General features: G+C 66.8%; 14 protein-coding genes and 1 tRNA gene. 7 read left to right on the top strand and 8 right to left on the bottom strand.

The features are described from left to right. Positions 1–27 precede the first annotated feature (27 nt). Positions 28–309: a hypothetical protein gene (locus ACFPQ5_RS21625; RefSeq protein WP_379760681.1), complete on the bottom strand. Its 282-nt coding sequence runs from the start codon at positions 307–309 to the stop codon at positions 28–30. Positions 310–495: 186 nt separating this feature from the next. Here ACFPQ5_RS21625 and ACFPQ5_RS21630 point away from each other — a divergent pair, with 186 nt between their 5' ends. Beyond that, the gene (locus ACFPQ5_RS21630; RefSeq protein ID WP_379760683.1) at positions 496–2904 is read left to right on the top strand and encodes a penicillin acylase family protein; all 2409 of its coding nucleotides are present in this window, start codon (positions 496–498) and stop codon (positions 2902–2904) included. Between the two features lie 224 nt (positions 2905–3128). On the opposite strand, the gene ACFPQ5_RS21635 is transcribed toward ACFPQ5_RS21630, so the two are convergent. The 4 genes from ACFPQ5_RS21635 to ACFPQ5_RS21650 form a co-directional block, all read right to left on the bottom strand. Then, positions 3129–5297 (bottom strand): putative bifunctional diguanylate cyclase/phosphodiesterase, encoded by a 2169-nt coding sequence (locus ACFPQ5_RS21635; protein ID WP_379761390.1) that lies wholly within the window; start codon positions 5295–5297, stop codon positions 3129–3131. Continuing rightward, on the bottom strand, positions 5297–8128 hold the full coding sequence (locus tag ACFPQ5_RS21640) for a response regulator (RefSeq protein WP_379760685.1): 2832 nt from the start codon (positions 8126–8128) through the stop codon (positions 5297–5299). The genes ACFPQ5_RS21635 and ACFPQ5_RS21640 overlap by 1 nt, the downstream gene beginning before the upstream one ends. Before the next feature lie 246 nt (positions 8129–8374). Then, positions 8375–8572: a YbdD/YjiX family protein gene (locus ACFPQ5_RS21645; protein ID WP_379760687.1), complete on the bottom strand. Its 198-nt coding sequence runs from the start codon at positions 8570–8572 to the stop codon at positions 8375–8377. Further along, positions 8572–10638, bottom strand: coding sequence for a carbon starvation CstA family protein (locus ACFPQ5_RS21650; protein WP_379760689.1), 2067 nt, complete (start codon positions 10636–10638; stop codon positions 8572–8574). The genes ACFPQ5_RS21645 and ACFPQ5_RS21650 overlap by 1 nt, the downstream gene beginning before the upstream one ends. A 371-nt stretch (positions 10639–11009) precedes the next feature. Here ACFPQ5_RS21650 and ACFPQ5_RS21655 point away from each other — a divergent pair, with 371 nt between their 5' ends. From ACFPQ5_RS21655 to ACFPQ5_RS21665, 3 genes are all read left to right on the top strand, one after another. After that, a complete protein-coding gene (locus ACFPQ5_RS21655) occupies positions 11010–12092 on the top strand; it encodes an HDOD domain-containing protein (RefSeq protein ID WP_379760691.1) in 1083 nt (360 codons plus the stop codon). After that, positions 12085–14142 carry a putative bifunctional diguanylate cyclase/phosphodiesterase gene (locus ACFPQ5_RS21660; RefSeq protein WP_379760693.1) on the top strand — a complete coding sequence of 686 codons (2058 nt, stop codon included), beginning with the start codon at positions 12085–12087 and terminating at the stop codon, positions 14140–14142. Before ACFPQ5_RS21655 ends, ACFPQ5_RS21660 begins: the two co-directional genes overlap by 8 nt. 176 nt (positions 14143–14318) lie before the next feature. Beyond that, positions 14319–14408: transfer RNA gene (locus ACFPQ5_RS21665), tRNA-Ser, on the top strand. 189 nt (positions 14409–14597) lie between these two features. Here ACFPQ5_RS21665 and ACFPQ5_RS21670 read toward each other — a convergent pair. Continuing rightward, positions 14598–16340 carry a methyltransferase domain-containing protein gene (locus tag ACFPQ5_RS21670; RefSeq protein ID WP_379760695.1) on the bottom strand — a complete coding sequence of 581 codons (1743 nt, stop codon included), beginning with the start codon at positions 16338–16340 and terminating at the stop codon, positions 14598–14600. A 122-nt stretch (positions 16341–16462) separates the two neighbouring features. Between ACFPQ5_RS21670 and ACFPQ5_RS21675 the strand changes: the two genes are divergently transcribed. From ACFPQ5_RS21675 to ACFPQ5_RS21685, 3 genes are all read left to right on the top strand, one after another. Then, entirely contained in the window at positions 16463–18166 is a 1704-nt protein-coding gene (locus ACFPQ5_RS21675; RefSeq protein ID WP_379760697.1) for a sensor domain-containing diguanylate cyclase, read from the top strand. Positions 18167–18294: 128 nt separating this feature from the next. Then, entirely contained in the window at positions 18295–19371 is a 1077-nt protein-coding gene (locus ACFPQ5_RS21680; RefSeq protein ID WP_379760699.1) for a porin, read from the top strand. A gap of 98 nt (positions 19372–19469) precedes the next feature. Then, the gene (locus ACFPQ5_RS21685; protein ID WP_379760701.1) at positions 19470–19904 is read left to right on the top strand and encodes a hypothetical protein; all 435 of its coding nucleotides are present in this window, start codon (positions 19470–19472) and stop codon (positions 19902–19904) included. A gap of 208 nt (positions 19905–20112) precedes the next feature. Here ACFPQ5_RS21685 and ACFPQ5_RS21690 read toward each other — a convergent pair whose 3' ends face one another. Both ACFPQ5_RS21690 and ACFPQ5_RS21695 read right to left on the bottom strand, forming a co-directional pair. Continuing rightward, the gene (locus ACFPQ5_RS21690; protein ID WP_379760703.1) at positions 20113–21156 is read right to left on the bottom strand and encodes an SDR family oxidoreductase; all 1044 of its coding nucleotides are present in this window, start codon (positions 21154–21156) and stop codon (positions 20113–20115) included. 122 nt (positions 21157–21278) lie between these two features. Beyond that, positions 21279–22298: a sulfate ABC transporter substrate-binding protein gene (locus ACFPQ5_RS21695; RefSeq protein WP_379760705.1), complete on the bottom strand. Its 1020-nt coding sequence runs from the start codon at positions 22296–22298 to the stop codon at positions 21279–21281. Between the last annotated feature and the right edge of the window lie 110 nt (positions 22299–22408).

Consider the following 22408-nt stretch of genomic DNA (forward strand, 5'->3'; position numbering starts at 1 on the left):
CCTTTTCGGGCTAACCGCCACAAGTAACTACCAGCCCCGCCCCCAGAACCCGCCGCCCCAGTAGCGTCCGCCCCAGCCCGGCCCGTAGGCCGGATAACTGCCATAGCGCTGCACCTCATCCTTGGTGCTGAGGTTGATGATGCAGTTGCGCCATTGGTCGGATTGCGCGGCAAAGCCGAGCCGTTCGCAGGCCGGCCCATAGACGGCGATCATCTCGGACATTTCCGCCTGTTTGCGCGCCGCGCGTTCCTGAGGAGTGGCGCAGGCGCTCAGCAGCAGCGCTGCCGACAGCATGATGAAAGTACGCATTGCGAGCTCCTTTTGCGGTGAACGTTCCCGGTTTCGAGCTTAGCGCAAGAATCAGAACACTGCTCGATCCCGTCCAATCGGACAGCCGGGCGCCGCCATGCGTCATGCATGCACGAGCGCGCCAGCCTTTCTCGAATGCTGCTTTTCTGGCAAGATCATTCGCACAAAAAATAACAAGGAGACCGCATGCGCGCTCGCCGCTGGACAACCTGGACCAGGCGCCTAGCCCTCATCCTGCTCGTCCTGGTGCTGCTGGCCTGCCTCGGCGCCTGGCTGCTGCTGCGCGCCAGCCTGGCGCAGGTGGACGGCACCCGCCCCGTTGCCGGCCTGGAGGCGGCGGTGACGGTCGCGCGCGACGCGGCCGGCGTGCCCTTGATCCGGGGCGCCAACCGCCTCGACCTGTCCTACGCGACCGGCTTCGTCCACGCCCAGGAGCGCTTCTTCCAGATGGATCTGCTCCGACGCACGGCCGGCGGCGAACTGGCCGAGCTGTTCGGGCCGCGCGCCTTGCCGCTCGACCGCGCGCGCCGCCTGCACCGCTTCCGCGCCCGCGCCGTGCGTGCGCTGGCGGCGCTGGAGCCAGGCGAGCGTGCCTTCGTCGAGCGCTACGTCGCCGGCGTCAACGACGGCCTGAACGCGCTCGGCGCGCGGCCCTTCGAATACCTGCTGACGGGGACGACGCCCCGGCCCTGGCGCGCCGAGGATTCGCTGCTGGCTGTGTGGGCCATGTACATCGACCTGCAAGGCAACCAGGAGCCGCGCGAACTGGCGCGCGGCTGGCTGCGCGCGCACAGCGATCCGGCCCAGCTGGTCTTCCTGCTGCCGCAGGCGAGCCGCTGGGACGCGCCGCTCGACGCCGCCGTCGCACCGGCCGAAGCACCGGCGCCTGCGACGGCGCCATCCTGGTGGGGCATGGCGGGGGAGCGTGCTGCGTCGCTGGCCCTGCTCGGACGCGGCGACATGGTCGGCAGCAATAACTACGCGCTGGCCGGCAGCCGCAGCGCGACCGGTGCGGCGATCGTCGCCGACGACATGCACCTGGGCCTGCAGCTGCCCAACATCTGGTATCGGCTGGCGCTGGCCTGGCCAAGCGGGCAGGGCGGACAGCGGCGAGTGGTCGGGGTCAGCCTGCCGGGCGCGCCGCCGCTCATCATCGCGGGCAGCAACGGCAAGGTAGCCTGGGGCTTCACCAACAGCTATGGCGATTACCTCGACCTGGTCGAAGTCGGCACCGCGCCCGGGCAGCCCGGGATGGTGCGCACGCCGGCGGGCTGGGAGCGGCCTGACACTCACGTCGAAACGATCCTGGTGAAAGGCGCGCCGGCCGAACGCCTGGACGTGCGCGAGACGCGTTTCGGACCGCTGCGCGAGGCGGGCGGAAAAACCTATGCGCTGCACTGGGTCGCGCATGCGCCGGGCGCCGTGAACCTGAACCACCTGCGCCTGGAAAGCGCGGCCACGCTCGATGCGGCGCTGGCGGTGGCCGCGATCGACGGCATCCCGGCCCAGAACTTCGTCGCCGGCGACGCCGCCGGGAACATCGGCTGGACGATCGCCGGGCGGCTGCCGCGACGTGTCAACCTTGCGGCCGGTAGCGACGGCGCCAGTTTTCCGATGCTGGCCGGAGAGGGGACAGCGACCTGGGACGGACTGCTCGCGCCCGAAGCATATCCTCGCGTAGTGAACCCGGTCGACGGCCAGCTCTCGACCGCGAACAGCCGCCAGCTGCTGGGCGATGCCGGCGCGCTGCTGGGCGACGGCGGCTTCGACCTGGGCGCGCGCAGCAGCCAGCTGCGCCAGCGCCTGCGCGAGCTCGGGCCGCGCACCGACGAACACGGCGCCTTCGCCGTGGCCCTGGACGACCGCGCGCTCTTCATCGCGCAGTGGCGCCAGCGCGCCCTCGCCGTGCTCGACGAGCGAGCGCTGGCCGGACAGCCGCGCCGCGCCGATTTCCGGCGCCTGCTCGAGACCAGCTGGAACGGCCGCGCCGGCGTCGACTCGGTCGGCTACCGCCTGGCGCGCAACTTCATGTGGGCGCTGCACGACATCCTGTTCGCGGGCGTCGATGCGCAATTGAAGACGCTCGATCCGAAGGCGACGATGGCGCTGGCGAACCCGCGCTGGCCGGCGCTGGTGGCGCGCCTGCTGGACGAACAGCCGGCCGGATGGCTGCCGCCCGGGCAGCGCAGCTGGCGCGACCTGCAGCTGGCGGCGGTCGACCGCGTGCTGGCGGAGCTGGAGCGCGACGGCGTGCCTTTGGCGTCCGCGACCTGGGGCGCACGCAATACCGCCGCCTTTGCCCATCCGATCGCGCTGGCCGTCCCGGCCCTGGCCAGCTGGCTCGGCGTGCCGCCCGACCAGCTGGCGGGCGACTCGCACATGCCGCGCGTGGCCGGTCCCAAGTTCGGGCAGTCGGAACGGATGACGGTCTCGCCGGGACACGAGGAGCGCGGGCTGTACAACATGCCGGGCGGGCAGAGCGGCCATCCGCTCTCGCCCTGGTTCCTGCACGGGCACGCGGAGTGGGTGCAGGGCCGGCCGCAGCCGCTGCTGCCGGGGCCGGCGCGGCATACGCTAACGTTCATGCCGCGGTAGGGGGCATTGAGGCCAATGGCCTGATGCCGGTCACTTGAGCCGAGAATCCGCGGTTTCTCGTAGGGTGGGCACTCTGTGCCCACGCGGCGATACGTTCCGGCTCCGATGTCGGGCGCGACGATCTCGAAGGCACGTATCGCCGTGTGGGCTCGGGGAGCCCACCCTACGTTACGCAGCTGTTTCGGCTTAGTTGACCGGCATTGGGCCATTGGCCTCAATGACCCCTACGGCGCGGGCAAGATCATGGGCACTGGCCCCAGCATCTCCGTGATCACTTCCGCGCTCGACGGGTGGCCGAGGAAGTAACCCTGCACCAGGTCGCAGCCGAACTGCTCGAGCAGCACCAGCTGCTCGTCGGTCTCGACCCCTTCGGCCACCACCGCCATCTTGAGGCCGTGGGCCATGGCGATGATGGCGCGCGTAATCGCCGCGTTTTCCGAGTCCTGGGGCAGGCCGCAAATGAAGCTGCGGTCGATCTTCAGCGCCCGCACGTCGAAACGTTTTAGATAATTCATCGACGAGTAGCCGGTGCCGAAATCGTCGATCGAGAGATAGACGCCGATCCGGCGCAGCTGCTCGAGCGTGGCCAGGGTGGCCTTGGCGTCGTCCATCAGCGTGCCTTCGGTCAGCTCCAGTTCCAGCAGCTTCGGTTCGAGCCCCGTCTCGTCCAGCGCCGACAGCACGATCTGCGACAGGTTCTCGTCCTTGAACTGCTTGGCCGAGAGGTTGACCGCCATGCGCACCGAGCGGCGCAGGGCGTGCTGCCAGGCGCGCGCCTGGTTGCAGGCGGTGCGCAGCACCCATTCGCCGATCGGCACGATCAGGCCCGTCTCCTCGGCCAGCGGAATGAACTCGGTCGGCGAGATGATGCCGCGCTCCGGATGGCGCCAGCGCACCAGCGCTTCGACGCCGACGATCTCGAGCGAGCGCACGTCGAGCTGCGGCTGGTACAGCAGGTACAGCTCGTCGTTCTGCAGCGCCTTGCGCAGGCCGACTTCGAGCTTCACGTGGCTCATGATCTGCATGGTCAGCGAAGAGCTGTACAGCTTGGCGTTGTTCTTGCCGCAGTTCTTGGCGTGGTACATGGCCGTGTCGGCGAACTTGAGCAGCGAATTGCAGTCGTCGCCGTCTTCCGGGAACAGCGAGATGCCGATGCTGGCGGTGACGAAGATCTCGTTGCCGTCGATGAGGAAGGGCCGGCGCATCGCTTCCTTGACCCGGTGCGCGACGTTGAGCGCATGCTCGACCCGCTCCAGGTCGGGAATCAGGATCGTGAATTCGTCGCCGCCCAGGCGCGCGAACTTGGTGCTGGAGCTGTCGTGATCGAGCCCGAGCGCGGCGTCGGGCGTGGCTTCGCCGCGCGACACCAGGTCGCTCGGGCGGATCGTCTCGCGCAGGCGCTCCGAGACGATCTTCAACAGATGGTCGCCGACGTTGTGGCCGAGCGTGTCGTTGATGCGCTTGAAGGCGTCGAGGTCCATGAACAACACCGCGAACTTTTTATTGCCGACTTTCGAGCGCTGCAGCTCGCGCTCCAGCGTTTCGAGAAACGCCTGGCGGTTCGGGATGCCGGTCAGGCTGTCGCAATAAGCCAGGCGCCGGATCTGTTCTTCGCTGCGCTTACGTTCGCTGATGTCGCGCACCAGTCCCAGCACTTCGGACGGACCGGTGGCCACCAGGCGCGCCTCGAAATGCTGGGTCGCGCCGAAGCGCAGCAGCTCGTATTCGATCGAGCGGATCTGCTGGCTGCGCAGCACCTCGCCCAGTTGCGCCATCACCCGCGCCGCGATGTCCTTCGGCAGCACCTCGGTGATGTGGCGCCCGACGCAGCGTTCGCTGGTAAAAGGCACGGCGCCGTCGCGCTCGCGGCTGGGAAAGCCGCGGCCCGGCTCGTAGTCCAGGTAGAAGCCGTCGCCGTTCATGCGGAAAAACGTGTCCGGAATCGCGGCCAGCACGGCGCGGTTCTGGGCGTCGGCAATGCGCAGGCGCGCGATGGCGTCGCTCGCGCGCAGCACGTACAGCACCCGGTGGCCGAGAATCGGCCAGTTGATCGGTTTCGAGACGAAGTCGGTGGCGCCGGCTTCGTAGGCGCTGGTGACGGCTTCGATGTCGTCGCCGCCGGTGACCATCACGATCGGCACCGAGGCGGCGGGACCTTCGCTGCGGCGGATCGCGCGGCAGGCCGCGAAGCCGTCCTGGTGCGGCATCTCGACGTCCATCAGGATCAGGTCGGGACGGCGCGCCGCGGCCAGCGCCACGGCTTCGCGTCCGTCCGCCGCTTCGATGCCCTCCAGTCCGACCTGCTGCAGCATCTCGAGCATCAGGAGGCGCATCACCGGATCGTCGTCGGCAACGAGCACGACACCGCGTTGGGGGGAAGGGGAGAGGGGCATCATGTTTCCTTCTCTAACAAGCCGTTCAATGAAGCTCGCACCGCCTGGAATTCTTCTTCCATGTCGGTGAGCAGGGGCGCCGCGCCGCTGACGCTGGCGTTGCGGCCCATCTGTTCGAGGTCCTTGCACAGGCGCGCCAGCGTGTCGGCGCCGACGTTGGCGCTGGCCGACTTCAGGCTGTGGGCGACGCGGCGGATGGTCGCGGCGTCCTGTCCGCCGACCGCCTCGCGCAGGGTGCGCAGGTGCTGCGGCGTGTCGCCGACGTAGGCCGCGACCACCTTCTGCACCAGCGCGTCGCCGCCCTGCTGGCTGAGCGCGCGGATGTTGTCCAGCGCCCTGGCGTTGATGACGTCGCGCTGGATCACTTCGCGCGCTTCGATCGGCAGGGTCGGCGCGGCCTCGCCGTGGTGCACGCTGGCGCTCAGGGGCAGGGCGATCCAGCGGCCGATCACGCCGGCCAGCTCGGCCTGGGTGAAGGGCTTCGACAGGTAGTCGTCCATGCCGGCGGCCAGGCAGGCTTCGCGGTCGCCCTGCAGGGCATTCGCCGTGATCGCGATGATCGGCAGGGTGCGCGGGCGGCCCGCTTCCTGTTCCTCGCGCCGGATCGCGGCGGTGGCGGCGAAGCCGTCCATCACCGGCATCTGGCAATCCATCAGCACCGCCTCGAACGCGTTGGTGCGCGTCGCTTCCAGCGCTTCCTGGCCGTTGCGCGCCACCTGCGCCTGCAGGCCCAGGCTTTCGAGCATGGCCTTGGCCACTTCGACGTTCACCGGGTTGTCCTCGGCCAGCAGCACGCGGCGAACGCGGGCACTGCCTTCGCCGCGCGGGGCTTGCGGCGGCGGCAGGAACTGCGGCGCCGGCGCGGTGACCCCGCGCGGGCGCGTGCCCAGGCAGGCAAACAGGTCGGCCGCGCGCGCCGGTTCGATCAGCTGGTAGGCCACGCCCGCTTCGCGCCGCTGCACCGGATCGGCCGCCAGGCGCTCGGGGCTGAGGAGGACGATGCGGGTCGGGCGCGTGAGCGGATCGGCCTTGATCGTCGCGGCCAGCAGCAGGCCGCTCGACTGGGCCAGCTCCATGTTGATCAGCGCGGCATCGAAGGGCTGGCCGGCGCGCGCGTGCGTGGCCAGGAGATCGAGCGCTGCGCGCGCGCCGGCAGCGCCTTCGCAGGCCAGGTCCCAGGCGGCCAGGTGACGCTCCAGCGCGATGCGCGTGGTCTCGTCCTCGTCCACCACCAGCACGCGCATGCCGTCCAGGGTGTGCTGTTGGCTGCCCGGCGCTACCACGCCAGGCGCGTCCGGATCGACGCGGCGCTTGTCGAAGCTGACCGTGAACCAGAATACCGATCCCTGCTTGGCCCCGTTGTCGACCCCGATCGCGCCGCCCATCAGCTCGACCAGCTGCTTCGAGATCGCCAGGCCCAGGCCCGTGCCGCCGAACTTGCGGGTGGTCGAATCGTCGGCCTGCGAGAAGGCCTCGAACAGGCGCCCGCGCGCCTCGCGCGAGATGCCGATGCCGGTATCGTGCACCTCGAAGCGCAGCATCACGGCCTGGCTGTCCTCGCTGGCCACGCGCACCCGCGCCACGATGCGGCCCTGCTCGGTGAACTTGATCGCGTTGCCGAGCAGGTTGGCCATGATCTGGCGCAGCCGGTTCGGGTCGCCGCAGATCGCCACCGGGATGTCGTTGGCGATGTCGAAGTCGAGCGCGATGCCCTTGTTCTGGGCTTGCGGCGTGTAGACCGTGTGGATGTCTTCCAGCAGGTCCCAGAGATTGAAATTGATGTACTCGATGGTGAGCTTGCCGGCCTCGATCTTCGAGAAATCGAGGATGTCGTTGATGATCACCAGCAGGTGCTCGCCCGAGCGCTTGACCAGGCGCGTGTAGTTGCGCTGCGCCTCGGTCAGGTTCGTCCCGAGCAGCATCTCGGTCATGCCCAGCACCCCGTTCATCGGGGTGCGGATCTCGTGGCTCATGGTGGCGAGGAAGGCGCTCTTCGCGCGGCTGGCCGCCTCGGCCGCGTTCTTGGCGCGCTCCAGCTGCTCGGTGCGCACCGAGACCTGGCGTTCGAGTTCGTCGCGATGCAGGGTCAAGGCCGCGCCGCGGCCCTCGATCTGGGCCAGCATGTCGTTGAAGCTGTCGATCAGGATGCCCAGTTCGTCGCGCCGTTCGTGCGGCACGCGCAGCGTGTAGTTCTGGCTGCTGGAGACTTCCTGCGCGGTCTGGATCAGGCGCGTCACCGGCGCGGCGATGCTGCGCGTGAAGCGCCGCGCCAGCACCAGCGAGACCAGCAGCGAAGCGCACATGGCCGCGGCCAGCACCGCGCTGCTGCGCAGGATGTCGCGCCACATCGGCAGCAGGTCGACCTCGATCACCAGCACCCCGACCTGGCTGCGCGCGCCCGCCACCGCGCGGTACAGGCGCATGCGCGGCGACCACAGGCGCGCGCTCTCGAGGTTGGCGCGCGCGAGAAACGCGTCGTCGACCGCATCGAGCAGCGCGCTTGGCTCCTCGCCCGCGTGGCCGGGTGCGCTGTAGGCGGCGAACAGCTTGCCCTTGCGGTCGTACAGGGCCGCGCGCGAGATTTCTCCCTTCGCTTCGAGCGAGGCCAGCAGGGTGCGCGCCAGGTTGCGGTCGTTAAAGACGAGGGCGTCGGCGCTGTTGGCGGCGACCACGCCCGCCAGCGAGGACAGCTGCTGCCGTTCGTTGGCGCGCCCGTTCAGCACCGAGGCGACGGTGAAGGCAACGAACACGCAGACGAGCGCGACGCCGGTCGACAGCAGCGACATCGTCGTCAGGGTGCGGTACAGGCTGGAGCGCGCAAAGGTCGGCATGGGAGATGAACAGGGGCGGCAACGTGAAGCGGGCCGGCGCGATGTGCGTGCGCATGCCCTCCTTGCAGAAATGCAAATTCCTGCAGGAAAAAATATTACGTGGGAGGGGGGAGGGTGGCTTTGCGGTGGCGCAAAGCGGGAGGGGCGTAGGGTGGACGGCTGTGCCGTCCACGCGTTTAACTACAGTTCAACAAGACGCATCGTTCCCTGGGCACGAGTGCCCAGGCTCCCGCGGTGGGTGCTGCTTCAGCAGCACCCACCGCTGCGCCCAGACCCATACCGCGCTTCCTGACGCTCGCGGAAGAACTCCTCGTAGCTCATCGGCCGCTTGTCCGGATGCTCGCGCTCCATGTGCGCGAGGTAGGTGTCGTACTCCGGCAGGCCGACCATCAGGCGCATGCTTTGCCCGAGATACTTGCCGGCCTGGGCGAGGGTGGCGAACATCACTGCACCTGTGCGGCTGGCGCAGCCACGAACGGCGATTCCTTCACCGTCGGGTTGCCGCTGTTGCGGGCGTTGATCACCGTGCGGATGCCGTAGAACAGCACCGCCAGCACGACCACCATGAAGAAGCCGCACAGGGTGGCGTCGACGTAGTCGTTGAAGATGATCCGGCGCATCTGGTCGAGCGACTTGGCCGGCGCCAGCACTTCGCCGGCGTCGAGCGCGGCCTGGAACTTCTGCGCGTGGGCGAGGAAGCCGACCTTCACGTTTTCGTGGAAGATCTTCTGCCAGCCGGCGGTCAGGGTGCAGATCAGCAGCCAGATGGTCGGCACGATCGTGACCCAGGCGTACTGGCCGCGCTTCATCTTGAACAGCACCACGGTGCCCAGCGTCAGCGCAATACCGGCCAGCATCTGGTTGGCGATGCCGAACAGCGGCCACAGGGTGTTGATGCCGCCCAGCGGATCGACCACGCCCTGGTACAGGAAGTAGCCCCAGGCCGCGACGCACAGGCCGGTGGCCAGCAGGTTGGCCGGCAGCGAGTCGGTGCGCTTGAGCGACGGCACGAAGGCGCCCAGCAGGTCCTGCAGCATGAAGCGGCCGGCGCGGGTGCCCGCGTCCACCGCGGTCAGGATGAACAGGGCTTCGAACAGGATCGCGAAGTGGTACCAGAAGGCCATCATCGCCTTGCCGCCCACGACGTTGGCCAGGATGTTGGCCATGCCGACGGCCAGCGTCGGGGCGCCGCCGGCGCGCGAGATGATGGTGTGCTCGCCGACGTCCTTGGCGGTCTGGGTCAGCATCTCGGGCGTGATGACGAAGCCCCAGTTCGAGACCGCGGCGGCAGCGCTCTGCGCGGTGGTGCCGAGCACGGCGGCCGGCGCGTTCATGGCGAAGTAGATGCCCGGATCGATGGTCGAAGCGGCGACGAGGGCCATGATGGCCACGAAGGATTCCATCAGCATCGCGCCGTAGCCGATGAAGCGGGCATGGGTCTCGTTCTCGATCATCTTCGGCGAGGTGCCCGAGGAGATCAGCGCGTGGAAGCCGGAAACGGCGCCGCAGGCGATGGTGATGAACAGGAAGGGGAACAAATTGCCCGACCAGACCGGGCCGGTGCCGTCGATGAAGCGGGTCACGGCCGGCATCTGCATGTGCGGCGCGACCAGCAGGATGCCGATGGCCAGCGCGACGATGGTGCCGATCTTGAGGAAAGTCGACAGGTAGTCGCGCGGTGCCAGCAGCAGCCAGACCGGAATCACGGAGGCGACGAAGCCATAACCGATCAGCATCCAGGTCAGTTCGGTGCCGGTGAAGGTGAACATCGGGCCCAGGGTCGGCGAATCGTGCACCCACTGGCCGCCGACGATGGCCAGCATCAGCAGGATGAAGCCGATGAAGGAGATCTCGCCGATGCGGCCGACGCGCACGTAGCGCGAATAAATGCCCATGAAGAGCGCGATCGGGATCGTCGCCATCACGGTGAAGGTGCCCCATGGCGAACCGGTGAGCGCCTTGACGACGATCAGCGCCAGCACCGCGAGGATGATAACCATGATCATGAAGGTGCCGAAGAGGGCGATCACGCCCGGGATCTCGCCCATTTCGGATTTGATGAGGTCGCCCAGCGAGCGGCCGTCGCGGCGCATCGACATGAACAGGACGATGAAGTCCTGCACCGCGCCGGCAAAGACGACGCCGGCAAGGATCCACATCATGCCCGGCAGGTAGCCCATCTGGGCCGCCAGTACGGGGCCGACCAGGGGACCGGCGCCGGCAATCGCGGCGAAATGGTGGCCGAACAGCACGTACTTGTTGGTGGGAACGTAGTCGAGGCCGTCGTTGTATTTATAGGCGGGGGTCTGGCGCCCCGGGTCGAGCCCCATCACCTTGGTGGCGATGTAGAGGCTGTAAAAACGGTAGGCGATCAGGTAGACGCAGACGGCGGCCGCCACCACCCAGACGGCATTGATGGACTCGCCACGGCGCAAGGCAACGTAAGCGAGCGCACCGGCGCCGAGGAGTGAGAGCGCCGCCCAGCCGAGTCGATTTCCGAGACTTTTCATGGTGGCTCCTGTTGGTTTTTTCGTGAGGGTGCGGCGCATCTGTCCTGCTGCCGAGACCGTCAGCGAGGGCAGGATGAGGATCCGACCCGAATTTCACACTAAGCTTGCACTAGTATGGAAATGGCAAGCGCATGATTCTAACTGTCGGGGATGTCGATTCGACTACGTAATAGTACGTATGCAATGCGTGGTAAATACCGCCAAAATGTATCCGCAAGGAAACATTTCCATTGCTTTTGCGCATTTGCTCGACTACTATTGTCTGACTACCTACTCCGAAGACGCCAATGGCCTTGCTGGACCTTGCTTCCTTTCCAACGGTGCGCTTGCACCCCATCGCCAATGGCAGGAACGAGTGGGTGGCGTTGGGAATGGACCTGTCCGCCGGCAAGCTGGCGGAACTGATCCCCGCGCTGTTCGGCGCGCCCGACCTGCTGGCGGCGATCGCCCCCCTCGACTGCGTGCTGCTCTTGTCCGATCCGGCCGAGCTCACACCCCCGCTGCTGAACCTGCTGCCGCCGAACCGCATCGTGTTCGGGGTCGCCGCCGCCGCGCTGGCGGCTGAAGGGGCGGCGCAGCAGTTGGCCGCCCTGGCCGATGCCGGCTACCGCGTGATGCTCGACGGCCCCTTGCCGCCGGGCGTGGCGCGTCCGGCCAAGCTGCGCGCGGTGACGCTGCGCTGCCGCGACGGCGCGCCTCCCAACGCCAGCCTGCTGGCCGTATTCGGTCCGCACCTGGCGCGCGAGGTCGACAGCATGGCCCGCTTCGAAGAGTGCGAGCGCGCCGGCTTCACCTGGTTCAGCGGCGACTATCCATTGGCGACGCCGACCGGCGGTCCCGCCGAGGACGGCAGCTCGCGCCGGCGCATCCTCAGCCTGCTGGCCCTGCTGGCCACCGACGCCGACTCGCGCGACATCGAACTACTGCTCAAGCAGGATCCGGCGCTGTCCTTCCACCTGTTAAAGCTGGTGAATTCGGCCGCGTTTGCGGTCAACACCGCGATCACCGGCTATGCCCAGGCCATCGCCGTGCTCGGCCGGCGCCAGCTGCAGCGCTGGCTGCAGCTGCTGCTGTACGCGCGCGGCAATGCCGACGGCTTGCCGAACCTGCTGCTGCCGCTGGCGGCCCTGCGCGCCGGCCAGCTCGAAATGCTGTGCAAGCGCGACGGCGGCGAGCGCGATGAACAGGACCTGGCTTTCATGACCGGCGCCTTCTCCCTGCTCGACCGCCTGCTCGGCATGCCGATGGCGGAGATCCTGGCCGACCTGCCGCTGCCGGATCACGTCGCCGCCGCGCTGCTGCATCGCGAGGGCGTGCTGGGCCGGCGCCTGCTGCTGGCCGAGCGCGGTCCCGATGCCGCCTTGCTGGACGCGGCCGGCATCGACGCCGCCACCTGGTGGCAAAGCCAGCTGCACGCGCATCATTGGGCGATCCAGGTGGGCCGCAATGTCTGAGGCGCAGCTCCTGCACAGCCACGACTTCGTCGCCTGCAGCGCGGCGCTAAGCGCGGCCGTGATGCGCCTGCGCGGCGAGGCACTGGCCGAAGAACTCGGCCGCATCGCACGCACGCTGCTGGGCTGCGCGGAAGGGCGCTTCATCGCGGCCGACCCGCTGGCCCCGGCCTTCCCCGAGCCGCGCAGCGCGCCGGCGGGCACGCTGCTGCACGAGGTTCATGCCGAGGGCACGTATCACGGCTGCTATGAAGTCGCCGGCCGCTGCGATTTCGATGAGCAGGACCGGCGCCACCTGGCCGGTCTCGCGTCGCTCACCGGCTCGCTGCTGCAGGTGCATTCGCTGGCGCGCCGCGCCACCCACGCCTACGCCGGCATCGAAGCCCAGCTGGCGCACCAGTCGCAGATCCTCGACCAGATCCACGAGTCGGTGCTGACCCTCGACCTGATGGGCTACATCACCAGCTGGAATGGCGGCGCCGAGCGCCTGTTCGGCTACTCCGCGCTGGAAGCCGTGGGCAAGAGCATCCTGTTTCTGTACGTGGACGAAGACGAAAGCATTCCGGATGCGTTTGCCGAAGGCGGCGGGCGCATGATGGAAGTGCGGCGCCGGAAAAAGTCGGGCGAGGTGTTCTGGGCCAGCCTCTCGCTGACGCCTTTGCGCGACCTCGAAGAGCGTCCGGTCGGCCTGATCGCCTACCTGACCGACATCACCGAACGCAAGCTGGCCGAAGAGCGGCTGCACCACCTCGCGTATTACAACGAGCTGACCGGCCTGCCGAACCGCACCCTGTTCGCGCGCCTGGTCGACCAGGCGCTGATGGTCGCCCAGCGCAACGTCGCTACCGGCTGCGTGCTGTTCATCGACCTGAATCGCTTCAAGCTGGTCAACGACACCCTGGGCCGGCGCATCGGCGACGAGCTGCTGCGCCAGGTCGCGGCGCGCTTCCGCGGCACCTTGCGCGAGGAAGACGTGGTGGGCCACCTGGCCGGCGACGAATTCGCGGTCGGCCTGTTCGACATCCGCCAGCACTTCGAGGCCACCACGGTGGCGCAGAAGCTGCAGGCCGCGCTCGACGCGCCCTTCGTGATCGAAGGCCACGACCTGCGCGTCGGCGCCAGCATCGGCATCAGCGTCTTCCCGCAGGATGGCGTGGAAGCCGAAACCCTGCTGCGCCACGCCGACATCGCGATGGCGCGCGCGAAAGAGGGCCATGCAAACCCGGACCACAGCGTCGCCTTCTACAGCATGGACATGAACCAGGGCATGCATGAGCGCATGCGCATCGAATCCGGCCTGCGCCACGCGCTCGGCCATGGCGAGCTGCTGCTGTACTACCAGCCGAAATTCGAAATCGGCAGCGACCGCATCGTCGGCGCCGAAGCGCTGGTACGCTGGTCGCATCCCGAGCGCGGCCTGGTGCCGCCGTCCGAATTCATCCCGCTGGCCGAAACCACCGGCCTGATCGTGCAGGTCGGCGAATGGGTGCTGGAACAGGCCTGTGCCCAGGCGGCCGTCTGGCAGCGCGCGGGCATGCGCCCGTTCCGCCTGGCCGTGAACGTCTCGGCGCGCGAATTCACCGAGTCGCTCCCGACCCGCGTCGCCGCCACGCTCGAACGCTACGCGCTCGATCCCTGCTGGCTGGAGCTGGAAATCACCGAGAGTACGCTGATGCACGACATCGACCGCGTGATCGGGATCATGGATCGGATCAACGAACTCGGTGTCGCGCTCTCACTGGACGATTTCGGTACGGGCTACTCGAGCCTGTCCTACCTGAAGCGCTTCCCGATCCATACCTTGAAAATCGACCGTTCCTTCACGACCGGCATTCCTTCCGATACGAGCGACTGTGCGATCGCCAGCACCATCATCAGCATCGGGCGCCAGCTCGGGCACCGCGTGATTGCGGAAGGTGTCGAGACGCTGGATCAGCTGTCCTTCCTGCGCGATTCGGGGTGCGACGAGGTGCAGGGTTATCTGTATGCGGCGCCGTTGCCGGCGGCGCGTTTCGAGCAGGGTTTGCGGGAGAATTGGCTGCTGGTGGAGTAGGGCTCGGCCGGTTTTGTAGGGTGGGCGGGTCCCCCGCCCACGCGGTGATACGCGAACGTCGCGCTGCTGCAACCGTTCCGATCACCGATCGACTGTGCTGGATAGCGCTGCTCCTGTTGAGTGATGCTGATTGCCTGCCGTCAGCACAATGATTTATGTATAATGCCGGTCTCACAGGAAGCGTGGCCGAGTGGTTGAAGGCAGCAGTCTTGAAAACTGCCGACGGGGGAACCCGTTCGTGAGTTCGAATCTCACCGCTTCCGCCAGGAAATAAAGAAAACCGCCCGAGGGCGGTTTTTTTATTGCCTGGCGGAAGCGAGGGAGGCGCCTGCGCGCCTCCCGTGTGAGATTCGAAGGGCTGGGCATACTTGCCCAGCCCTCTTCGAATCCGGCCGATTGCTGCCCGCGCAGCGGGCAGCGCCGCGCGCCGAGGGCGCGCGCTCCACCTCTGATCATCATGCGCGGCCGTAGCCCGGCTCCCAAGCCCTCAACCCCTGATCCTTCGCCAACCGAATCCGCTGCACCTTCATCGCATCGATCAGTTCCAGCGACGAACCCGAATTGCGCAACATCGGCAAAGTCTGCTCCGCCTCCAGGAAAAACCGCTGACGCGTCCCATTCCCAACCGACAGGAACGCATCCTCCCACCACTCCCCAATCCGCTCGCTGGCCCGCTCCAACGCAGCTTGCGTGACCAATCGATTCGATTTCTCATTGTTGATCCGTTTCGACGCCGGCATCAGGTTCCATGCATCCCCACAAGGCCAGGCAGCGAACGGAAAACAATGGTCGATGTCGTAGTCATCCCGCAAACGCTGGCCCGACCAGACACAGTAGACCGACTTGCCTTGACCTCGAAGCCGTTCGACTGCCGCCCGCGCAAGCCGGGTGTCGCGCTCGGGATCCGCCCACGCAAGCAGGGAATAGGCAGTCTGGCCGATTGCCGGGCCGAGTTGGCCGGCGTAGGACTCCATCAGGCGCACCCATTCCGCAACGAGAACCGGTTCGACCCACACGTTGTAATGGCTGAGCGCATCCCAGATCTGGAGCGGGACATGAAACTCGCCGAAGCTCCACAGGAACGGGTCATCGATCCGCAGGCTTGCCGGTGTCGATGTGCGGCGCTGGTGCCTGATATGGAAGATGTGCTCATCGCTTGCCGGCCAGCGCAGATACTTCACCGGCATTTCGCGGATCAGCCTGGCAATTTCCCACAGACTGGCGTGCAGGTGACGCGCTGTGTCGTCATGGAATTCCATCCCTGCCCGAAGGTCCACCGGTCGAACGGAACGCAAGGCAGTGAAGTTGCTGGACACGAAGCTGGGGGTATTTCCCGCCCGGTTGGGCGGCATCTGCGGAAGCCCGCCTTCGATGAGCGGCTTGTACATGCGTAACCAGAAGAGCGCGACAAGGCCCATTGGCAGGGCGACGAACTCGGGCTCGTGGCGCGCTGCACCCGCCGCGGTATCGGCGATCCTGGCAAGAATGCGCAGCAGCGCAATCTTGTAGGTCGATGACTTCCCGTCCGTGAGGATCAAGTGACGTAGCAGCGGAAGCGCGCCCAATCCATCATCAGGCAACCCAAGAACCGCCGTCGTCCACGAAATGCCCGGCCGTCCCAGCCTGTCGGGGCTGTCGTCGGTCCGTACTAATCTGAGCCCGAACTGCTGGGCCATCGACGTCAGCTCAGGCAGCGTCACCTCGTACATGGCCCGATCGGTATCCGGTGGGCCGAGGCGAAGGCTGATGGCGATCCGTCCATTCGGCGACAGCAGCGTTGCCAGCTTGCGCAGGGCGCGTTGACGCGACGCCGGCGGCACGTGCATCCAGACCGCCGAGAGCAGGATCAGGTCAAAAGTAAGTCCCAGTCTGCGTACCTGGGCCAGGTCCGGCAGGCTGTCGGCGACCCAGTGAATACGTGGCGAAGGATGGCGCTGACGTGCAAGGATGCGCATTGCCTCCGAGGGCTCGGCAGCGACCACCTCGTATCCTTTGGACGCGAGCCAGGCGGCATCCCTTCCGGAACCGGCGCCGACGTCGAGAATCGTCGCGCCGGGCGGCGGCAGCAAGTCCAGCAGGGCAGGATGCACATGCTCGAAGCTCAGCGACTCGTACTGGGCGACGAACTGCTCGGCGTTCTGATCGTAGTGGGAAATGGTCTGCACGCGACCTTCGGTATGTTTTGTCGATTCATTCATTGTAAGCCGAGCATGCTGCTGGAAGGCACCGATTCCGAGAAATTGTGCTTTTCAGCACTATTTTCGTTGTCCGCCCAACCCCACCCGGCTATGATGTGCGATTCATTCGACAATGTGTCCACATGAACATTCCGGCCCGCCCCCCGACGCGCCGCTCCCTGCGCCTGGCGACCATCACCATGCTCACCGTCAGCATCGCCGTCACCCTGACGGTCCTGCTGCACCTGGCCCTGGTCAGCCACTTCGCCCACCAGCAAGCCCGCAAGGAAGCCCAACTGCGCCTGCAGCAGCTGTCCTGGCAGATGCGCGATTCGCTCAACCGCGTCACGAACAACGCACTCGTCACCGTCAAGCTGCTCGCGGACCTGCCCCAGGTGCGTTCCTTCGACGACGCGGATGCCACCCGCGGCGTGCTCGAATCGATCCAGCGCGAAGTGGCGGACTATGCCTGGATCGGCGTTGCCGATGCGAACGGCAAGGTGAGGGTGTCGACCGGGCGCATGCTGGAAGGGGCGCAGGTCGAGGCCCGGCCCTGGTTCCAGGCCGGCTTGAAACGGGCGCACGCCACCGACTACCATCCGGCCCTGCTGCTGAATAAGTTGCTGCCGAAAGCGGCCGATCCTTGGCGCTTCATCGACATGTCGGCCCCGCTGGCGGGCGCGGATGGCCAGGTGCGCGGCGTGGTCGGGGTGCACATGAGCTGGCAGTGGGCGCGCAACCGCGCGCGCCAGCTGCTGACGCCGGCGCTGCGCGAGTACGGCGCCGAAGTGCTGGTGGTGCGTGCCGACGGCACCGTCATTCTCGGTCCGGACCACCTGATCGAGAAGAAGATCGACACCCCGAGCCTGCGCCTGGCCCAGGCGGGCGCGACCGGCTCGCTGCGCGAGGAGGGCGTGGACGGCAAGACTTATCTCACCGGTTATAGCCGGACCGGCACGGCGGGCGATCCCACGACCTTGCAGTGGGCGGTGCTAGTGCGCCACACCGAGGATGCAGCCTTGGCCGATGCGCGCGCGCTGGAGGACCGCATGATCGTGCTGAGCGTGCTGATGGCCCTGGTGCTGGCCGGCTGTGCGGCCCTGCTGGCGCGCCGCCTGACGCGGCCGATGGATGCGCTCAGCGGCGCGATCGAGCAGGCGGCCGCTGCCACCCGCGCCGGCGGGCGCCCGCAAGACATTCCGGTCGTCAACGGCTTCCACGAGGCGCAAGTGCTGTCGGACGCAATGCGCGAACTGGTGCGCAGCGAGGAGGCTCATCGCAGCGCTCTGGAAACGATGAACCGGCAGCTGGAAAGCACGGTCGCCGCGCGGACCGCCGAGCTACAGGCGCTGTTGCTGCACGACGCCCTGACGGGGCTGCCGAACCGGCGCGCCCTGATGCAGGCCTTGCCCGATGCGATGCGCCGCGCCGCGCGTGCCGGCAAGCCCTGCGCCTTGCTGTTCCTCGACATGGACGGTTTCAAGGGCGTCAACGATACCCACGGCCACGAGGAAGGCGACGAATTGCTGCGCCAGTTCGGCGCGCGGCTGCTCGACGCGGTGCGCAAGACCGACTTGGTGGCGCGCCTGGCCGGCGACGAATTCGTGGTCGTGCTGGAAGGCCTGGCCGACGCGCAAGATGCTCATGAGAAAGCAAACAGCCTGCTGGACGTGCTGGGCCAGCCCTACGCCCTGCGCCGCGCCGGCGTGCGCGTCGGCGCCAGCATCGGCGTGGCCCTGCACCGGCCCGGCGATCCGCAGGATCTCGACGCCTGGCTGGCCCGTGCCGACAGTTCCATGTATGCCGCAAAACGGGGCGGCAAGAACGCCGTGGCGCTGGCAAACTGAGGGTTCAATGTATGTACGTCAGAGTTCGCCTACATGAAGGCGAGCCGAACCGGTCAGCCGTATGTGCGACATTCGACAGAAGAAGCCGCTTGAGAGGCGTAATGTAGAGGCGTAGAGAGGATACGCCGATGCTGAAGTCGTTTGTCACGTTTGCTGTGCTGGGAGGAAGTGCCGCGCTTGCCTGCGCGCAGAACGGCGTCACGACCTATGGCGTGATCGATGCCGGGGTGGTCGGGCAGGGCGGATGCGGCAACATGTGTGCGACCCAGGTAAGCAGCGGACTGGCCTCGGAATCGCATATCGGCATCCATGGCAAGGAACCTATCGGCAACAACACATCCGCCGTCTTCACCCTGGAAAGCGGCGTCCGGGTCGACACCGGCCGCAGCGACCAGCACGAGCGCGTGTTCGGACGCCAGGCCTTCGTCGGCCTCGCCGGCGAATTCGGCGCGATTACCATCGGCCGCCAGTACAACCTGCAATACCTGGCGCTGGCCGACGTGGCCGATCCCTTCAAGGGCGGCATGTCCGGCAATGCGGGCAACCTGATCGGCGGCGGGCGCCGGGTCGACAACAGCATCCAGTACTTCGGCGCCCTGGCACGCGGCATTTCGGCCGGCGCCTCGTATGCCTACAAGGAGCAAGTCGACACCTCGCCCGCCGGGCGCGCCTGGGGCATGACGGTGGGGCTCGAGGCCGGACCGCTGACCGTGCGCGCGGCGCACCAGAACCTGAGCGCCGTGCGCGTGCAGCTCAACAGCAAGACGGCCAACGACACCATCTCGCGCAACTCGATCCTGGCAGCGAACCTGCGCCTGGGCTGGGGCACGGCTTACACGGCCTATAGCCTGAGCCGCGGCTGGGCCAGCTCGCCGCTATTCAATCCCGACAACCCCTACGGCGCCGGCCTGGCGCGCACCGCGTCGACCAACAGCCGCGACGTGCTGTTCGGCATGGCGGTGCCGGTCGGCCAGCGCACGACCCTGCTGGCATCCTGGATCCAGAAGGACGACCGCGATCCGGCCAACCAGGACGCCCGGCAGGTCGCGATCGGCGCCAGCCATGCGGTATCGCGCCGTACCGATTTCTATGCGGCGTATTCGCGCATCCAGAACCGCAATGGCGCCGGCTATACGGTCGGCAATGCCAGTGCGCGCGGCAATGGCAATGCGGCCATCAACGTCGGCATGCGCCACGCTTTCTAGTGCCTTGCTACCGCGCCCTGCGCTGCGCCGTGCACTGCCGAATGGCTGTAGCCTGACACTATCCTGAACTATCCGACAACCATCTTCACGGAGGCATCATGACTGGCATTAGCACACTTGATCCGGACAACTTCCCGGAACGTCCAGACCGCAGCCTTGGCAAGGGCCATGGCACCGACGCGCTGGGACCGAGCGATATCTCCGATACCGGCAGCGACGTGGTCGGCGGCCCGGGTTTCTCGGCCAACCTCGACGACGACCAGGTGCTGCACCTGGACGAGGGCACGACCTCCGACCTGGAAGCAAGCCACGCGGGCGACACCGCTGGCCCTGACGTGGGCGACGCCGACTTTTCCGGCGACAGCGACATGGGCGGCACCGGCGAACGCGCCGCGGCCGGACGCGACACGGTGGCCAAGGATGGGGCCGACATCGATACCGACCGGATCGAGTCGATTCCCGATTTGCCGCTGACGGAAGACGATACCGATTTCCTGGCGAGCCGGCCGCCGATCGATAAGGATGCCGGCTAATAAACCTTGGCGCGTGGTTTCGTAGGGTGGGCACTCCGTGCCCACGCGGTTACGGCGCTTGCAGGTCGAGACGTGGCACCTGGCCTGACATGGTGCTTGGGGACGATGCGGTATGCGTAGGCAGGACCGCGTGGGCACAGAGTGCCCACCCTACAAGATCGAAAAAGACGCGTCTTGTGCGCGTCTTTTTTGTTACGGCCGGCGTCGCTTACACCCGACCCAGCCTGCGCCTTGCCATCCCCGGCTGCGCCAGCTTCCACGCCGCGAACAGCGCGCCGCCACCCAGCAGGGCCGTCATCAAGGGCTTCTTGTTCAGGCTGAGCGTCGTATAGGCCGAGGTTTCCTTCACGGTACGCTCAGGCATGCCCTGGCGCTCGCGCAGCGTGTGGGTCGGGTCCGGCGCATGCAGCGCGTCGGGGCGGCCCGGCATCTTGTCCTGTTTGGTCTTTTGCTGGCTGAACATGGTCGCCTGGCTGAAGCGGTCCGTCAGGCCCGGCATGCGGGCGCGGCTGGCAGAGATGAACTTCGAGGCGCCGCCGACATACACTTCGCGCTTCGGATGGCAGGCGCAATGCAGGATGGCCTTGGCCACGATTTCCGGCGCGTACACCGGCGGCGGCAGGGTCGCTTCCTTGTCCATGTAGTTCTTCGCGTGCACCGCGAACAGGGTGTCGATCGCCGCCGGCTTGATCAGGGAGACCGAAATCGGGGCGTCTTCCTTCTGCAATTCCATGCGCAGCGAATCGGTGAAGGCTTTCACGGCATGCTTGGACGCCGAATACATGCCCTGCAGCGGAACCGGCGTATCGGACACTTCGCTGCCGACATTGATCAAGGCGCCGCCGCCGCGCTGCTTCATGCGCTTGACCGCTTCCAGCGAGCCGTGCACGACGCCCCAGAAATTGGTCTGGAACAGGCGCTGGTGGTCTTCGAGCGTCACCTCGTCGAGCCGCCCGAAGGTGCCGACGCCGGCATTGTTGATCCAGGTGTCGATGCGGCCGAAGCGTTCCATCGCCGTCTGGCCGATGCGCTCGACGTCCTGCACGTTGCCGACGTCGGCCGCGACGGTGGCGACCTGGCAGCCCTGGCGCCGCAGTTCGCTGGCCAGCTGGTCGAGCGCGTCGCCGTTGCGCGAGGCGAGCACGAGTTTCGCGCCCTGTTCGGCGGCCTTGCGCGCGGTGGTGAGACCGATGCCGCTGCTGGCGCCGGTGATGACGATGACTTGTTCGTTGATCTTGCGTAGTGCTGACATGTCGTCTTCCTTTCCTAGGGGTAGTACAGGAAGGACTGCCGCGACGGATGCGCAAGAGCACTTCCGCCGGCAGGCCACGATTATCAAATCAACACAGTCGTGGCCATGCGCCGGATTTCAAGTCATTTTTTGCCGGGCTGGTAGATCTGGTCGAAGACGCCGCCGTCGGCGAAGTGGGCCTTCTGTGCAGTGGTCCAGTTGCCGGCCACCTGGTCCAGCGTGAACAGCTTGATGTTCGGGAACTGCGACGCGTACTTGCGCGAGAACTTCTCGACCGCCGGACGGTAGTAGTTCTTGGCGATGATGTCCTGGCCTTCGTCGCTGTACAGGTATTCGAGGTAGGCCTGGGCCACCTGGCGCGTACCGCGCTTGTCGGCGACCTTGTCGACCACGGCGACCGGCGGTTCGGCCAGGATGCTTACCGACGGGGCGACGATCTCGAACTTGCCCGGACCGAGTTCGCGCAGGGCCAGCAGGGCTTCGTTTTCCCAGGCCAGCAGCACGTCGCCGATGCCGCGTTCGACGAAGGTGGTGGTGGCGCCGCGTGCGCCCGAATCGAGCACCGGCACGTTCTTGTACAGCTTGCCGATGAAGTCGCGTGCGCTCGCTTCGTTGCCGCCCGGCTGGCGCAGGGCATAGCCCCAGGCCGCGAGGTGGTTCCAGCGGGCGCCGCCCGAGGTCTTCGGATTCGGCGTGATGACGGAGACGCCAGGCTTCACCAGGTCGCCCCAGTCCTTGATACCTTTCGGATTGCCCTTGCGCACCAGGAACACGATGGTCGAGGTGTAGGGCGAGCTGCGGTACTTCAGGCGATCCTGCCAGTTGTGCGCGATAAGGCCGCGTTCACTGATAGCATCGATGTCATAGGCCAGTGCCAAGGTGACAACGTCGGCCGTGAGGCCATCGATCACGGCGCGGGCCTGCTTGCCCGAACCGCCGTGCGATTGGCGCACCGTGACGTTGTCGCCGGTCTTGGCCTTCCAGTGCTTGGCGAAGGCCGCGTCGTAATCCTGGTAGAGCTCGCGGGTCGGGTCGTAGGAGACGTTCAGCAGGGTGACGTCGGCCGCATGAGCGGCCGAAAACGCTGCGGAATGGGCCAGCAGCGCGACGGCTACCAGCGAACTTGCGATTTTCTTGAACATACGATTCTTTCGGATGAGTTGGAACAGGGTTACCGTTAGGGTATTGCTCCACTCATCCGAAGAAAACGAATGATTTCAGCTATGGTTATGCGATTTTTAATGCTTGCCCG

Origin of the sequence: Massilia suwonensis (assembly GCF_042655665.1) — a bacterium.
Classification (GTDB): Bacteria; Pseudomonadota; Gammaproteobacteria; order Burkholderiales; family Burkholderiaceae_D; genus Telluria; species Telluria suwonensis.

Excerpts from the sequence above, each read along its gene's own strand:
- ACFPQ5_RS21625 (WP_379760681.1), bottom strand. The coding sequence starts at position 309 with ATGCGTACTTTCATCATGCTGTCGGCAGCGCTGCTGCTGAGCGCCTGC.
- ACFPQ5_RS21630 (WP_379760683.1), top strand. The coding sequence starts at position 496 with ATGCGCGCTCGCCGCTGGACAACCTGGACCAGGCGCCTAGCCCTCATC.
- ACFPQ5_RS21635 (WP_379761390.1), bottom strand. The coding sequence starts at position 5,297 with ATGCCCCTCTCCCCTTCCCCCCAACGCGGTGTCGTGCTCGTTGCCGAC.
- ACFPQ5_RS21640 (WP_379760685.1), bottom strand. The coding sequence starts at position 8,128 with ATGCCGACCTTTGCGCGCTCCAGCCTGTACCGCACCCTGACGACGATG.
- ACFPQ5_RS21645 (WP_379760687.1), bottom strand. The coding sequence starts at position 8,572 with ATGTTCGCCACCCTCGCCCAGGCCGGCAAGTATCTCGGGCAAAGCATG.
- ACFPQ5_RS21650 (WP_379760689.1), bottom strand. The coding sequence starts at position 10,638 with ATGAAAAGTCTCGGAAATCGACTCGGCTGGGCGGCGCTCTCACTCCTC.
- ACFPQ5_RS21655 (WP_379760691.1), top strand. The coding sequence starts at position 11,010 with ATGGACCTGTCCGCCGGCAAGCTGGCGGAACTGATCCCCGCGCTGTTC.
- ACFPQ5_RS21660 (WP_379760693.1), top strand. The coding sequence starts at position 12,085 with ATGTCTGAGGCGCAGCTCCTGCACAGCCACGACTTCGTCGCCTGCAGC.
- ACFPQ5_RS21670 (WP_379760695.1), bottom strand. The coding sequence starts at position 16,340 with ATGAATGAATCGACAAAACATACCGAAGGTCGCGTGCAGACCATTTCC.
- ACFPQ5_RS21675 (WP_379760697.1), top strand. The coding sequence starts at position 16,463 with ATGAACATTCCGGCCCGCCCCCCGACGCGCCGCTCCCTGCGCCTGGCG.
- ACFPQ5_RS21680 (WP_379760699.1), top strand. The coding sequence starts at position 18,295 with ATGCTGAAGTCGTTTGTCACGTTTGCTGTGCTGGGAGGAAGTGCCGCG.
- ACFPQ5_RS21685 (WP_379760701.1), top strand. The coding sequence starts at position 19,470 with ATGACTGGCATTAGCACACTTGATCCGGACAACTTCCCGGAACGTCCA.
- ACFPQ5_RS21690 (WP_379760703.1), bottom strand. The coding sequence starts at position 21,156 with ATGTCAGCACTACGCAAGATCAACGAACAAGTCATCGTCATCACCGGC.
- ACFPQ5_RS21695 (WP_379760705.1), bottom strand. The coding sequence starts at position 22,298 with ATGTTCAAGAAAATCGCAAGTTCGCTGGTAGCCGTCGCGCTGCTGGCC.